Origin of the sequence: Mesorhizobium sp. M1A.F.Ca.IN.020.03.2.1 (assembly GCF_004023205.1) — a bacterium.
Lineage (GTDB): Bacteria > Pseudomonadota > Alphaproteobacteria > Rhizobiales > Rhizobiaceae > Mesorhizobium.
The window spans coordinates 1-15,096 of record NZ_RZSV01000141.1 but is presented as its reverse complement, the minus strand read 5'-3'; the positions used below and the strand labels follow the sequence as shown (position 1 = coordinate 15,096).

Here is a 15,096-nt window from a genome sequence, read left to right as displayed (position 1 = left end):
CATCTGTCCGCCTATCAGGGCGCGCTCGAGGGCGAAGTCTCGATCGTTACCTTCGACGAGCCGAGCTGATCCCGGACGGGAATCGCGAGATCACGATTTCGTCCAGGCTTGCCGGGCACCGTTGTCCTGCCTAAGAACACCTACTTCTTCCATCCCTCGGAGTCCCAATGACCAGCAACCCCATCAGGATCGGTATCGTCGGCGTGGGAAAGATCGTCCGCGACCAGCATCTTCCGGCACTGGCCAAGGACAGCAGTTATCGGCTTGCGGCCGCCGCCAGCCGCCACGGCAAGGTGGACGGCATCCCGAACTATCCGACGATCGAGGCGATGCTTAAGGCCGAGCCGGGCCTGGAAGCCGTCTCGCTCTGCATGCCGCCGCAGTTCCGCTATGACGCCGCGCGTACCGCGCTCGAGGCCGGAAAGCACGTCTTCATGGAGAAGCCGCCGGGCGCCACCGTCAGCGAGGTCGAGCACCTGAAGGCGATTGCCGCGAAGAAAGGCGTTTCGCTTTTCGCCAGCTGGCATTCGCGCTACGCGCCGGCGGTCGAGGCCGCGCGCGCCTTCCTGGCTTCGGCCAGAATCGACTCGGCGGCGATCAACTGGAAGGAAGACGTGCGCCGCTGGCACCCGAACCAGGAATGGATCTGGGCGCCGGGCGGTTTCGGCGTGTTCGATCCCGGCATCAACGCGCTATCGATCGCCACCCACATCCTGCCGCCGATGTTCATCACCTCGGCCGTGCTCGACTTCCCCGAGAACCGCGCCTCGCCGGTCGCGGCGCATGTCACCTTCCGCACCTCGAACGGGCTCCCGGTGACAATGGAGCTCGACTGGCTGCAGACCGGTCCGCAGAGCTGGGACATCCTGGCCGAGACCGACAAGGGCAAGATGGTGCTTTCGGGCGGCGGCGCAAAGCTCGCCGTCGACGGCAAGATCATCCATGACGAGCCGGAAGCCGAATATCCGATGCTCTACAAGCGTTTCGCCGAGATTGTCCGCGCCGGCATCTCCGACGTCGACCTGGCCCCGCTCCAGCACGTCGCCGACGCCTTCATGCTCGGCAAGCGCAATGTGGTCGAGCCTTTCTTCGATTAACAGCAAGCCCCGTGCAGCGCCGGCGTCAGTCCACGATCGCAATCGCAAATCCGTCATAGCCCTTGGCGCCGACGGTCTGGATGGCGGTGCCGTCAAGCCGCTTCTCGCCGCCGATGAAGGAGAACGCCGCGCGGGCGCCGACGACGTTTTCGTCGCGGCCGTCATCCTTAAGCACGGCGCCGTCGCGGATGACGTTGTCGCAGACTATCACCGTTCCGGAGCGCGACAGCCGCATGGCCCAGCTGAGATAATTCGGGTTGTTCGGCTTGTCGGCGTCGATGAAGGTCAGGTCGAACGGACCGGCATTTTCGCTGACCAAGGCTGCTAGCGATTGAAGAGCTGGCCCGAGCCGCAGATCCACCTTGTCGGAAACCCCTGCCCGCTCGAAGTTCGAACGCGCGACCTTGGCATGGTGCGGCTCAAGCTCCAGCGTCACTACTCTGCCATCGGCAGGCAGGCCCCTTGCCATCCAGATGGTCGAGTAACCACCGAGCGTGCCGATCTCGAGCACCTTCCTTGCGCCGCGAATCCGCACCAGAAGCGAAAGCAATTTGCCCTGCGCGGCCGAGACGTCGATCGCCGGCAGGCCCTGCTCGCGGTTGGCCGCAAGCACCGCGTCAAGCGTGGGATCCGCATCGAAAAGAGAGGAGACGATGTAGTTGTCGACAGCCGTCCAGGTCCTGGCGCTCATGGTTTTTCCTCGTTCATAACCCGAATGAAAAAAGGGGCCACGCGGGCCCCTTTTCTTTCTCTCATTGCATCCGCGCTTACTGCGCGGCGTTGACCATGTTGGTCAGCATCGGCTCGGCGACCTCGACACCCGAAGCCTTGCGGCGCTCGTCGATGATGAGCTCGTCGCGCGAGTTGGCGATGCGCCTTATTTGGCTCATCGTGCCGCCCGTGCCGGCCGGGATCAGGCGGCCGACGATGACGTTCTCCTTCAGACCCTGCAGCATGTCGGTCTTACCGGCGACCGCGGCTTCCGTCAGCACCCTGGTCGTCTCCTGGAAGGAGGCGGCCGAGATGAAGGACGGCGTCTGCAGCGAGGCCTTGGTGATGCCGAGCAGCACCGGCTGGCCTTCGGCCGGCTTCTTGCCGTCCTCGATCAGCCGCTCGTTGACCTCTTCCAGCTCGATCACGTCGACGTGGTCGCCCGGAATGTAGGTCGAGTCGCCCTGCGTGGTGATCTCGACCTTCTGCAGCATCTGGCGAACGATCACCTCGATGTGCTTGTCGTTGATCGACACGCCCTGCAGGCGGTAGACCTCCTGGATCTCGTTGACGAGGTAGGACGCAAGCGCCTCCACGCCCTTGATCGCCAGGATGTCGTGCGGCGCCGGGTTGCCGTCGAGGATGTAGTCGCCCTTCTCGATGACGTCGCCGTCCTGCAGATGGAACGGCTTGCCCTTCGGGATCAGGTACTCGACCGGCTCCAGCGTCGAGTCGTGCGGCTCGATGATGATGCGGCGCTTGTTCTTGTAGTCGCGGCCGAAGCGGACCGTGCCATCGATCTCGGCGATGATGGCGTGATCCTTCGGACGGCGAGCCTCGAACAGTTCGGCCACCCGCGGCAGACCGCCGGTGATGTCCTTGGTCTTGGCGCTTTCCATCGGGATACGCGCAAGCACGTCGCCCGGACGGACATGCGCGCCCGGCTCGACCGAGAGAATGGCCTCGACCGAGAGCAGGAAGCGTGCATCGCCGCCCTTCGACAGCTTGCCCACCTTGCCCTTGGCGTCCTGCACGACAATCGCCGGCTTCAGGTCGCTGCCGCGCGGCGTCGAACGCCAGTCGATGACCTCACGCTTGGTGATGCCGGTCGACTCGTCGGCCGTCTCCTGAACGGAGATGCCGTCGACCAGATCCTCGAACGCCACCTTGCCCTCGATTTCGGTGAGGATCGGCCGGGTGTAAGGATCCCACTCGGCGATGCGCTGCCCGCGCTTCACCTTGTCGCCGTCATCCACGAAAATGCGCGAGCCGTAGGCGACGCGGTGCGTGGCGCGTTCCTTGCCGGCCTCGTCGAGGATCAGAACCGCCATGTTGCGGCCCATCACCATCTGCTGACCTTCGGAGTTGCGCACCACGTTGCGATTGCGGATCTCGACCTTGCCCTCATAGGAGGCTTCGAGGAACGAAGAATCCACCACCTGCGCGGTGCCGCCCATGTGGAAGGTGCGCATGGTGAGCTGGGTGCCCGGCTCGCCGATCGACTGCGCCGCGATGACGCCGACGGCCTCGCCCTGATTGACGGGCGTGCCGCGGGCAAGATCGCGACCGTAGCAGACCGCGCAGACGCCGGTCCTGACCTCGCAGGTCAGCGCCGAGCGGATGCGGACCGACTGGACGCCGGCCTTCTCGATCTGCTCCACGTCACGCTCGTCCATCAGCTTGCCGGCCTTGACCAGCACTTCGCCGGAGACCGGGTGGTTGATGTCGTCGAGCGCCGTGCGGCCGAGCACGCGCTGACCGACCGAGGCGACGATCTGGCCGGCATCGACGATCGGCTGCATGGTGAGGCCCTTGTCGGTGCCGCAATCCAGCGAATTGACGATGCAGTCCTGCGCCACGTCAACCAGACGGCGGGTCAGGTACCCCGAGTTCGCCGTCTTCAAGGCGGTGTCGGCCAGACCCTTGCGGGCGCCGTGGGTCGAGTTGAAGTACTCGAGCACGGTGAGGCCTTCCTTGAAGTTCGAGATGATCGGCGTCTCGATGATCTCGCCCGAAGGCTTGGCCATCAGGCCGCGCATGCCGGCGAGCTGGCGCATCTGGGTGGGCGAACCGCGCGCACCCGAATGCGACATCATATAGATCGAGTTCATCGGCTTCTGACGGCCGTTTTCCTCGAACTCGACCGCCTTGATGCGGGCCATCATCTCGTCGGCGACTTTCTCTGAGCACTTGGCCCAGGCGTCGACCACCTTGTTGTACTTCTCGCCCTGCGTGATCAGGCCGTCATTGTACTGCTGCTCGTACTCCTTGGCCAAAGCCTCGGTATCGGAGACCAGCTTCAGCTTGGTGTCCGGAATCACCATGTCGTCCTTGCCGAACGAAATGCCGGCGCGGCAGGCATGCGCAAAGCCGAGAGCCATGATGCGGTCGCAGAAGATGACCGTCTCCTTCTGGCCGCAGTGGCGGTAGACGGTGTCGATCATCTTGGAGATGTTCTTCTTGGTCATCTCCTGGTTGGCGATGTCGTACGGTACGTTGACGTTCTTCGGCAGAAGCTCGCCGATGATCATGCGGCCGGGCGTGGTTTCATAGATCTTCGACACCGTCTTGCCTTCGGCATCGACGGTGCGGAAGCGGCCCTTGATCTTGGCGTGCAGGGTCACCGCCTTGGTCTCCAGCGCATGCTGGAGCTCGCCCATGTCGGCGAACACCATGCCTTCGCCCGGCTCGTTCTGGTTGACGATCGACAGATAGTAGAGACCGAGAACCATGTCCTGCGACGGCACGATGATCGGCGCGCCGGAGGCCGGGTGCAGGATGTTGTTGGTCGACATCATCAGCACGCGCGCTTCGAGCTGCGCTTCCAGGGACAGCGGCACATGGACCGCCATCTGGTCGCCGTCGAAGTCGGCATTGAAGGCCGTGCAGACCAGCGGATGCAGCTGGATCGCCTTGCCTTCGATCAGGATCGGCTCGAACGCCTGGATGCCGAGGCGGTGCAGCGTCGGCGCGCGGTTCAAGAGCACCGGATGCTCGCGGATAACCTCGTCGAGGATATCCCAGACCTCTGGACGCTCCTTCTCGACCAGCTTCTTCGCCTGCTTGACGGTCGAGGAGAAACCCTTGGCGTCGAGGCGGGCATAGATGAAAGGCTTGAACAGCTCCAGCGCCATCTTCTTCGGCAGGCCGCACTGATGCAGCTTGAGTTCCGGACCGGTCACGATGACCGAGCGGCCGGAATAGTCGACACGCTTGCCGAGCAGGTTCTGGCGGAACCGGCCCTGCTTGCCCTTGAGCATGTCGGACAGCGACTTCAGCGGACGCTTGTTGGCGCCGGTGATGACGCGCCCGCGGCGGCCGTTGTCGAACAGCGCGTCGACGGCCTCCTGCAGCATGCGCTTTTCATTGCGCACGATGATGCCGGGCGCGCGCAGCTCGATCAGCCGCTTCAAGCGATTGTTGCGGTTGATGACGCGGCGATAGAGGTCGTTGAGGTCGGACGTGGCGAAGCGGCCGCCGTCCAGCGGGACTAGCGGGCGAAGGTCCGGCGGGATCACCGGGACGACTTTCATGATCATCCATTCCGGACGGTTGCCGGATTCCATGAAGTTCTCGACGACCTTGAGCCGCTTCAGCAGCTTCTTCTGCTTGAGCTCGGACGACGTCGAAGCCAGCTCCGAGCGCAGATCGCCGGCGATCTTCTCCAGATCCATGCCGGCCAACAGGTCATGGATGGCCTCGGCGCCGATCATGGCGGTGAAAGAGTCCTCGCCATACTCGTCGACGGCCAGCATGTACTCTTCCTCGCTGAGCAGCTGGTGCTCCTTCAGCGCGGTGAGGCCAGGCTCGGTGACGATGTAGTTCTCGAAGTAGAGGACGCGCTCGATATCCTTCAGCGTCATGTCGAGCAGCGTGCCGATGCGCGAGGGCAACGACTTCAGGAACCAGATATGGGCGACGGGGGCGGCGAGCTCGATATGGCCCATGCGCTCGCGGCGGACGCGCGACAGCGTGACTTCGACGCCGCACTTTTCGCAGATGACGCCCTTGTACTTCATGCGCTTGTACTTGCCGCACAGGCACTCGTAGTCCTTGATCGGACCAAAAATGCGCGCGCAGAACAGACCGTCACGCTCCGGCTTGAAGGTGCGGTAGTTGATGGTCTCCGGCTTTTTGATCTCACCGAACGACCAGGACAGAATCTTCTCAGGGCTGGCGAGCGAGATCCGGATGGAATCGAACACCTGCGCAGGCGCCTGGGGGTTGAAGAGATTCATGACCTCTTGGTTCATGCCGTTCTCCTTTTCGGGGTCCTCGAAAACCCCTTGCATCGAGCGCGGGCCGAGTGCCCGCAGACTGGCCGGCCTGACCGGCCGAGAATTTGTTGGGCGCGCCACGTTGTTCGCGGCGCGCCATTACCCTTGTTCGGCCGCGCCCTTATTCGGCAGCATCGGGCAGCCGCACGGCAGCGTCTTCGAACTTGGTGTTCTCCAGTTCGACATTGAGGCCGAGGGAGCGCATCTCCTTGACGAGAACGTTGAAGCTCTCGGGAATGCCGGCTTCGAACGTATCGTCGCCGCGCACGATTGCCTCGTAGACCTTGGTGCGTCCGGCAACGTCATCCGACTTCACCGTCAGCATCTCCTGCAGCGTATAAGCGGCGCCGTAGGCTTCCAGCGCCCAGACCTCCATTTCGCCGAAGCGCTGGCCACCGAACTGCGCCTTGCCGCCCAGCGGCTGCTGGGTGACGAGCGAGTACGGACCGATCGAGCGCGCGTGGATCTTGTCGTCCACCAGGTGGTGAAGCTTGAGCATATAGATGTAGCCCATCGTCACCTTGCGATCGAACGGCTCGCCGGTGCGGCCGTCATAAAGCTGCGACTGACCGCTGGTGTGCAGGCCCGCCTGCTGCAGCATGGTGTTGATGTCGGCTTCGTGCGCGCCGTCGAACACCGGAGTCGCGATGGAGACGCCGCGGCGCATCTGTTCGCTCAGGCGAATGATGCTCTCGTCGTCATAGTCGCGGACCGGCTCGTTGCGGTCGTTGGAAGGCATGAAGCTTTCCAGCGTCTTGCGCAGCGGCTTGATGTCGCCGCCAGCCTTGTAGGCGTCGATCAGCTCGCCGATCTTCCTGCCCATGCCGGCGCAGGCCCAGCCCAGATGCGTTTCCAGGATCTGGCCGACATTCATGCGGCTCGGCACACCCAGCGGGTTGAGCACGATATCGGCATGCGTGCCGTCCTCGAGGAAAGGCATGTCCTCGACCGGAACGATGCGCGACACCACGCCCTTGTTGCCGTGACGGCCGGCCATCTTGTCGCCCGGCTGCATCTTGCGCTTCACCGCTACGAAGACCTTGACCATCTTCATGACGCCCGGAGGCATCTCGTCGCCGCGCTGCACCTTCTCGACCTTGTCCATGAAGCGCTGCTCGAGCGCCTTCTTGGAGTCGTCGTACTGGCCGCGCAGGGCTTCCAGCTCGCTCTGGAGCTTTTCGTTCTCCACGGCGAACTGCCACCACTGCGAGCGCGGATACTCGTCGAGCGTGTCCTTCGACAGCTTCGAGCCCTTCTTGAAGCCCTTCGGCCCGGCAATCGCTTCCTTGCCGACCAGCATGTCCGACAGGCGCGAATAGACGTTGCGATCGAGGATCGCCTGCTCGTCGTCGCGGTCCTTGGCCAGACGCTCGATCTCCTCGCGCTCGATCGCCATGGCGCGCTCGTCCTTCTCCACGCCGTGGCGGTTGAAGACGCGCACTTCGACGACCGTGCCGAAGGTGCCCGGAGGCATGCGCATGGAGGTGTCGCGAACGTCCGAGGCCTTTTCGCCGAAGATGGCGCGCAGGAGCTTCTCTTCCGGCGTCATCGGGCTTTCGCCCTTCGGCGTGATCTTGCCGACCAGGATGTCGCCCGGCTGCACTTCCGCGCCGATATAGACGATACCGGCCTCGTCGAGGTTCTTCAGCGCTTCCTCCGAGACGTTCGGAATGTCGCGCGTGATCTCCTCCGGTCCGAGCTTGGTGTCGCGGGCCATGACCTCGAACTCCTCGATGTGGATCGAGGTGAAGACGTCGTCGGCCACGATGCGCTCGGAGAGCAGGATCGAGTCCTCGTAGTTGTAGCCGTTCCACGGCATGAACGCGACCAGCACGTTGCGGCCGAGCGCCAGATCGCCGAGCTCGGTCGAGGGACCGTCGGCGATGATGTCGCCCTTGTTCACCCGGTCGCCGACACGCACCAGCGGACGCTGGTTGATGCAGGTGTTCTGGTTCGAACGCTGGAACTTCATCAGCCGGTAGATGTCGACGCCGGACTTCCCCGGGTCGAGATCTTCGGTGGCGCGGATAACGATACGGGTGGCGTCCACCTGGTCGACCACGCCGCCGCGGCGGGCACCGATGGCGGCGCCTGAGTCACGGGCCACGACCGGCTCCATGCCGGTGCCGACGAACGGCGCCTCGGCACGCACCAGCGGCACGGCCTGACGCTGCATGTTCGAGCCCATCAGCGCGCGGTTGGCGTCGTCGTTCTCGAGGAACGGGATGAGGGCCGCCGCCACCGACACCATCTGCTTCGGCGACACGTCCATCAGGTCGACGTTCTCGCGCGGCGCCATCATCACCTCGCCAGCGTTGCGGCAGATGACGAACTCGTCGACAAAGCTGCCGTTCTTATCGAGCTCGGCGTTGGCCTGCGCGACGTGGTGCTTGGCCTCCTCCATCGCCGACAGATAGACGACTTCATTGGTCAGCTTGCCGTTGACGATCTTGCGGTACGGGCTCTCGATGAAGCCGTACTTGTTGACACGCGCGAAGGTGGCGAGCGAGTTGATCAGACCGATATTCGGGCCTTCCGGCGTCTCGATCGGGCAGATACGGCCGTAGTGCGTCGGATGCACGTCGCGCACCTCGAAGCCGGCACGCTCGCGGGTCAGACCGCCCGGTCCAAGCGCCGACAGGCGACGCTTGTGGGTGATCTCCGACAGCGGGTTGGTCTGGTCCATGAACTGCGAGAGCTGCGAGGAGCCGAAGAACTCGCGCACGGCGGCGGCCGCCGGCTTGGCGTTGATCAGGTCCTGCGGCATGACCGTGTCGATCTCGATCGAGGACATACGCTCCTTGATCGCGCGCTCCATGCGCAGCAGACCGACGCGGTACTGGTTCTCCATCAGCTCGCCGACCGAGCGGACGCGGCGGTTGCCGAGATTGTCGATGTCGTCGATCTCGCCCTTGCCGTCGCGCAGCTCGACCAGCGTCTTGACCACGGCCAGGATGTCTTCCTTGCGCAGCACGCGCACGGTGTCCTCGGCCTTGAGCTCGAGGCGCATGTTCATCTTGACGCGGCCGACAGCCGACAGGTCATAGCGCTCGCTGTCGAAGAACAGCGAGTTGAACATGGCTTCGGCGGTCTCGAGCGTCGGCGGCTCGCCCGGACGCATGACGCGGTAGATGTCGAACAGCGCGTCCTGGCGGCTCTCGTTCTTGTCGACGGCGAGCGTGTTGCGAATGTAGGCGCCGACATTGACGTGGTCGATGTCGAGGATCTGGATCTCGTCCTCGCCGGTGCCGAGCAGCACCTTCAGCGTCTTCTCGTCGATCTCGTCGCCGGCCTCGAGGAAGATCTCGCCGGTGGCGTAGTTGACGATGTCCTCGGCCAGGTAGTTGCCGAGCAGGTCCTCGTCGGTCGCCTTGATCGCCTTGAGACCCTTTTCGCCGAGCTGGCGGGCCTGGCGGGCGGTGATCTTCTTGCCGGCCTCGACGACGATCTCGCCCGTGTCGGCGTCGACCAGGTCGCCGACAGCCTTGAGGCCGCGGAAGCGCTCGACATTGAACGGGATGCGCCAGTGGTCGCCGGCACGCTTGTAGGTGATCTTGTTGTAGAAGGTCGACAGGATCTCTTCGCCGTCCATGCCGAGCGCCATCAGCAGCGACGTCACCGGAATCTTGCGGCGGCGGTCGATGCGGGCGTGGACCACGTCCTTGGAATCGAACTCGATGTCGAGCCACGAGCCGCGATAGGGGATGACGCGCGCGGCAAACAGAAGCTTGCCCGACGAGTGCGACTTGCCCTTGTCGTGGTCGAAGAAGACGCCCGGCGAACGGTGCATCTGCGAGACGATGACGCGCTCGGTGCCGTTGACGATGAAGGTGCCGTTCGACGTCATGAGCGGCATGTCGCCCATATAGACGTCCTGCTCCTTGATGTCCTTGATCGACTTCGCGCCGGTATCCTCATCGATATCGAACACGATGAGGCGCAGCGTCACCTTCAGCGGCGCAGCATAGGTCAGGTCGCGCTGACGGCATTCGTCGACGTCGAATTTCGGTCCTTCGAACTCATACTTCACGAATTCCAGCATCGAGGAGCCGGAAAAATCGGAGATCGGGAAGACCGACTTGAAAACAGCCTGCAGCCCCTCGTCCGGACGCCCGCCCTTGGGCTCGTCCACCATCAGGAACTGGTCATAGGATGCCTTCTGAACCTCGATCAGGTTCGGCATCTCCGCAACTTCCGGGATCTTCCCGAAGAACTTGCGTACGCGTCTGCGGCCATTGAAAGTCTGGGTCTGGGCCATCGTCGCTCCTTAGCTCAAAACTCGGGGCGAACCTCGCCGCGGTTCGCCTTGCACCAATGGGCCGCTCGCCGGCCGCCCCTGTCTGTTTTCCGGCCGCCCTTCCAATTGCTTGGGGGGCTGCCGGTAAAAACGGGAGAAAACCCGTTTCCTGAAGGCCGCTTCCGGCCCTCAGGAAAGAGGTTTTCAAACGTCTCGCGCAACGAAGCCTCCCTTTCGTCAAGGGAGGGGGCGGCCGGCGCGAGGCCGTCCGCCCTCAACCATAAGGCTTACTTCAGCTCGACCTTGGCGCCAGCTGCTTCCAGCTGAGCCTTGAACTTGTCGGCATCGGCCTTGGAAACGCCTTCCTTGACCGGCTTCGGAGCCGCCTCGACCAGGTCCTTGGCTTCCTTGAGGCCAAGGCCGGTGATGGCGCGGACTTCCTTGATGACGTTGATCTTCTGGGCGCCGGCGTCGGCGAGAACGACGTCGAATTCCGTCTTCTCTTCAGCCGGAGCAGCAGCAGCGGCAGCGCCACCGCCAGCAGCGGCAACCGCCACCGGAGCAGCAGCCGAAACGCCCCACTTCTCTTCCAGGAGCTTCGACAGCTCGGCCGCCTCGAGGACGGTCAGCTTCGAAAGGTCGTCTACGATCTTTGCCAGATCAGCCATTTGTGTATTCCTTTACTTGGTTCGAACGTGTGTTGTTGACAGCGAGGAACGGCCTCATGCCGCCTCGTCCTTCCGGGCGTAAGCGCCGATGACGCGCGCGACCGAAGCCGCGGGCGCATTGACGATCTGGGCGATCCGGGTTGCCGGCGTGGCGATCATGCCAACCAGCTTGGCGCGCAGCTCGTCGAGCGACGGCATCGTGGCGAGTGCCTTGACACCGTCGGCGTTGAGCGAGGTCGAGCCCATTGCGCCGCCGAGAATGATCAGCTTGTCATTCCCCTTGGCGAACTCGGACGCGATCTTCGGCGCCGCAACCGGATCCTCCGAATAAGCGATCAGCGTCTGTCCCTTGAACAGATCGACGATCGATGCGGAGTCCGTGCCCTGAAGAGCGATCTTGGCGAGACGGTTCTTCGCGACTTTGACGGTGCCACCGGCGGCGCGCATCTTCGACCGAAGGTCGTTCATTTGCGCGACGGTGATACCGGCGTAGTGGGCCACGACCACTGAACCCGCGTTCGAGAACGCTTCGTTCAGGCCCGTGACGAGTTCGCGTTTTTCCGCTCTGTCCACTGCCTATCTCCAGTTGACCCCTGCCCCATTCACGAGGTCAGAAGTCGGGTTGCCTTTTGCCGGCCGGGCCATCCACAAACGGATCTCCCGAACGGCGCTCGAGGATCCTGCCCCCTTTCGCCACACCCGCCGGCAAGGCCGGTTGATGTGCTGACAAAAGGCAAACACGGTTCGAACCTTTCATTGGAACTTTTCGCTCCTTTGTCGGGTCTTCACCCGTCTCATGCAGGCCCACATGAATTAAGGCCCCCTTTTGAACCAAGGCCGGCCGCCTGCAATCTCGGACAGGATATCCGGAAACCTTTCGGCCCCCGGGTTACCGGGCCGCCGACGGATCGGCGGTCCGGAAATCTTTTGCGACCGGCCGGAAGCCGGTCAGGCGACATTTACGACGCGGCGAGCGTCGCGATGTCGAGCTTGAGGCCAGGGCCCATCGTCGAGGTGACCGACACCCTCTTGACGTAGTTGCCCTTGGCGCCGGCGGGCTTGGCCTTGTTCACCGCATCGGCGAAGGCCCGCACATTCTCTTCCAGCGCCTTGACGTCGAACGAGACCTTGCCGACGCCGGCCTGGACGATGCCGGCCTTCTCGACGCGGAACTCGACGGCGCCGCCCTTCGAGGCCTTGACGGCGGCCGCGACATCGGGGGTCACGGTGCCGACCTTCGGGTTCGGCATCATGCCGCGCGGGCCGAGCACCTTACCCAGACGGCCGACCAGCGGCATCATGTCCGGAGTAGCGATGCAGCGATCGAAATCGATCGTGCCCTTCTGGACGATGTCGACGAGGTCCTCGGCACCAACGATATCGGCGCCGGCGGCCTTGGCTTCTTCGGCCTTGTCGCCGCGCGCGAACACCGCGACGCGCACCGACCGGCCGGTGCCGTTCGGCAGGTTGACAACGCCGCGGACCATCTGGTCGGCATGGCGCGGATCGACGCCGAGATTCATCGCGACCTCGACCGTCTCGTCGAACTTCACCGTGGACCGGTCCTTCAGCAGCTGCAGCGCCTCAGAGAGCGCATAGGCCTTGTTCGGGTCGATGCCTTCACGGCTCTTGGCAACACGCTTTGCAATCTTTGCCATGATCTTAGCCCACCACTTCCAGGCCCATCGAGCGGGCGGAGCCCTCGACCATGCGCATGGCCGCTTCGACGTCGTTTGCGTTGAGGTCCTTCATCTTCTGCTCGGCGATCTGGCGCACCTTGTCGCGCGAGATCGTGCCGGCCTTGACCTTGCCCGGCTCTTTCGATCCAGACTTCAGGTTGGCGGCCTTCTTCAGGAAGTAGCTCACCGGCGGAGTCTTCATGACGAAGGTGAACGACTTGTCCTGGTAGTAGGTGATGACGACCGGGATGGGCGAGCCCTTCTCCAGTTCCTGGGTCTGCGCGTTGAACGCCTTGCAGAACTCCATGATGTTGATGCCGCGCTGACCAAGCGCCGGGCCGATCGGGGGCGACGGCGTGGCCGAGCCCGCGGCAACCTGGAGCTTGAGCTGGCCTGCAACTTTCTTAGCCATCTCTATTCCTGCCTTTTCTCATGCCGGGAAAACCGGCGGTTGCAGTCTGGTGGTGCGGTTCCAGCGGCCGGCTAAGCCGCATTCGCCTCCCACCCGCTCATGGCAGCGCCATTCCTTCGCGCCGCCGATCCCTTTGCCTCTCGGACGGGGACCTTCGGATCAGCCCTTTTCGACCTGTCCGAATTCGAGATCGACGGGCACCGCGCGCCCGAAGATCGAAACTTCCACCTTGAGGCGCGCCCGCTCCTCGTCCACTTCCTGGACGAAGCCGTTGAACGACGCGAACGGACCGTCCGAGACGCGGATCGCCTCGCCGATCTCGAAGGTGACCGACGGCTTCGGGCGCTCGACGCCTTCCTGAACCTGGTTCAGGATGCGCTGCGCCTCGGCTTCGGTGATCGGCACGGGCTTGGAGTCACCAAGGAAGCCGGTGACCTTCGGCGTGTTCTTGACCAGCGAGAATACGGCGTCCGTCAGGTTGGCCTTCAAGAGCACATAACCGGGGAAGAACTTGCGCTCCGCATCGACCTTGCGGCCGCGGCGTATCTCGACGACTTTCTCCGTCGGCACCACGATCTGCTCGATCTCGCCCGACAGGCCCTTCTGCTTGGCCTTGTTCTCGATGTCCTCGGCGACCTTCTTCTCGAAGTTCGAATAAGCGTGGACGATGTACCACCGCGTCATTTCACGACCTCTCCGTATCGCCGAACTTAATGTCCGAGGCCCAGAATCCACTCGATCGCATAGCCCATTGCTATGTCGGCGGTGAAGAAGAAGATCATGGCGATGAGCGCAAAAACCAGGACCATTACCGTCGAGATCATAGTCTCGCGGCGCGAGGGCCATGTCACCTTGGCCGTCTCCGCGCGAACCTGCTGGAGAAAGGTGAAAGGGTTTGTGGTTTTCGAAGCCATCTGCCGCCTGTCTTCAAGACCCGTTGGCCGGGTCTCCTGGATGATCCCGCTGGCCGGGACGTGCCGCCTGGACTTCGTGCCGGCGCCGAATCAGCACCACCATTTCGCCCACGCAAATCAGACGCGTAAAGCCGGCTTCCCAGCTCCACGCGTCGCGTGTCTGTTCAGTCTACATAAAACCGATTCTTGGTCCACGCAAGTGGCAAGTGTTCCGCTTTATGTTTTAGCGCCGCCTCGGAACCATCCAGTCGTTCCGTCCCGGCTATGCGGGGCCTTATGCCCCAGTTTTCGCTATATGGCAAGCCGCCCCCGGTTTTCAACGGCGGAGCGCACCCACCTTCAGTCTGCCATGGGAGGTGGCACGGGCAGCAGGGCTCGAACCTACGACCTGCGGTTTTGGAGACCGCCGCTCTACCAACTGAGCTATGCCCGTATACGGGCGCTGCTATTTCACAAAGCCGATGAGAACTCAAGAGCCCTTTTGAGACGCGTCGGCCGGAAGCGCCGATCGCAGCCATCCAAGCCCCAGGGCCCATGCGCAGATCACGAGTTCAAGCGCGAAAGTCCAATGCAGAACGAAGTTCAGGACCCAGTTCCCATGGCTGGCCGGAACCGCCACGAGCTCAAACGGGCGATGACTGAACGGCGCCAACCACATGATCGGCGATGCCACCGTGTCGAGCGCCATATGCACCATGGCTCCGGCTAAGAAGATGGCGATCGACGGCAGACGCCGCGACCCCAACAACCGACCGCCCGACACGCTCACCGTCCCGATCGTGGCCCAGAACAACGGCCAATGCGTGATGTAGGCATGATGGTGCGTGCGACCGCCATCGATCAGGTAAAAATAGAGCATGTCGATGTCCGGGATGACACGCTGCCGAGCATTGCGGCAGCCACCACATCGGATGCCTCCCGTCGCCGTCTTCGCGCGAGCCTTCCCAGAATATAGCCCGATGGGAGATGGGCAATCAGCATGCAAGGTCGTCTCACATTGATGCAACGACCCTGCGGTGTCTTTGCGGCGTCATCTTTTCGGAATTTTGCAGAAACCCAGCATCTTCGGCTACGATTTCCCGGCCGGCGGCTTGTAAGGCC

At 63.2% G+C, this 15,096-nt stretch carries 11 protein-coding genes and 1 tRNA gene; 1 reads left to right on the top strand and 11 read right to left on the bottom strand.

The window, feature by feature from the left end; all coding sequences use genetic code 11:
- Positions 1-167: 167 nt before the first annotated feature.
- Entirely contained in the window at positions 168-1,097 is a 930-nt protein-coding gene (locus tag EOA79_RS20865) for a Gfo/Idh/MocA family oxidoreductase (RefSeq protein ID WP_095824690.1), read from the top strand.
- A 25-nt stretch (positions 1,098-1,122) separates the two neighbouring features.
- On the opposite strand, the gene EOA79_RS20860 is transcribed toward EOA79_RS20865, so the two are convergent.
- The 11 genes from EOA79_RS20860 to EOA79_RS20810 form a co-directional block, all read right to left on the bottom strand.
- On the bottom strand, positions 1,123-1,788 hold the full coding sequence (locus EOA79_RS20860) for an O-methyltransferase (RefSeq protein WP_095824691.1): 666 nt from the start codon (positions 1,786-1,788) through the stop codon (positions 1,123-1,125).
- Positions 1,789-1,864: 76 nt separating this feature from the next.
- Positions 1,865-6,061 (bottom strand): DNA-directed RNA polymerase subunit beta', encoded by a 4,197-nt coding sequence (gene rpoC, locus EOA79_RS20855; protein WP_095824852.1) that lies wholly within the window; start codon positions 6,059-6,061, stop codon positions 1,865-1,867.
- Between the two features lie 145 nt (positions 6,062-6,206).
- Complete coding sequence (gene rpoB, locus EOA79_RS20850) at positions 6,207-10,343, bottom strand: DNA-directed RNA polymerase subunit beta (protein ID WP_066989583.1); 4,137 nt, start codon at positions 10,341-10,343, stop codon at positions 6,207-6,209.
- Between the two features lie 266 nt (positions 10,344-10,609).
- Positions 10,610-10,990: a 50S ribosomal protein L7/L12 gene (gene rplL, locus EOA79_RS20845; RefSeq protein WP_066989581.1), complete on the bottom strand. Its 381-nt coding sequence runs from the start codon at positions 10,988-10,990 to the stop codon at positions 10,610-10,612.
- Between the two features lie 54 nt (positions 10,991-11,044).
- Positions 11,045-11,563 (bottom strand): 50S ribosomal protein L10, encoded by a 519-nt coding sequence (gene rplJ / locus EOA79_RS20840; RefSeq protein ID WP_066989579.1) that lies wholly within the window; start codon positions 11,561-11,563, stop codon positions 11,045-11,047.
- A 386-nt stretch (positions 11,564-11,949) separates the two neighbouring features.
- Complete coding sequence (rplA, locus tag EOA79_RS20835) at positions 11,950-12,648, bottom strand: 50S ribosomal protein L1 (protein ID WP_095824692.1); 699 nt, start codon at positions 12,646-12,648, stop codon at positions 11,950-11,952.
- A gap of 4 nt (positions 12,649-12,652) precedes the next feature.
- Positions 12,653-13,081 (bottom strand): 50S ribosomal protein L11, encoded by a 429-nt coding sequence (gene rplK / locus EOA79_RS20830; protein ID WP_059189557.1) that lies wholly within the window; start codon positions 13,079-13,081, stop codon positions 12,653-12,655.
- A 159-nt stretch (positions 13,082-13,240) separates the two neighbouring features.
- On the bottom strand, positions 13,241-13,765 hold the full coding sequence (gene nusG, locus EOA79_RS20825; RefSeq protein ID WP_066989575.1) for a transcription termination/antitermination protein NusG: 525 nt from the start codon (positions 13,763-13,765) through the stop codon (positions 13,241-13,243).
- A 26-nt stretch (positions 13,766-13,791) separates the two neighbouring features.
- Positions 13,792-13,995: a preprotein translocase subunit SecE gene (secE, locus tag EOA79_RS20820; protein ID WP_066989573.1), complete on the bottom strand. Its 204-nt coding sequence runs from the start codon at positions 13,993-13,995 to the stop codon at positions 13,792-13,794.
- Positions 13,996-14,352: 357 nt separating this feature from the next.
- A tRNA-Trp gene (locus tag EOA79_RS20815) sits at positions 14,353-14,428 on the bottom strand.
- A gap of 36 nt (positions 14,429-14,464) precedes the next feature.
- A complete protein-coding gene (locus EOA79_RS20810) occupies positions 14,465-14,854 on the bottom strand; it encodes a metal-dependent hydrolase (protein ID WP_245322379.1) in 390 nt (129 codons plus the stop codon).
- Between the last annotated feature and the right edge of the window lie 242 nt (positions 14,855-15,096).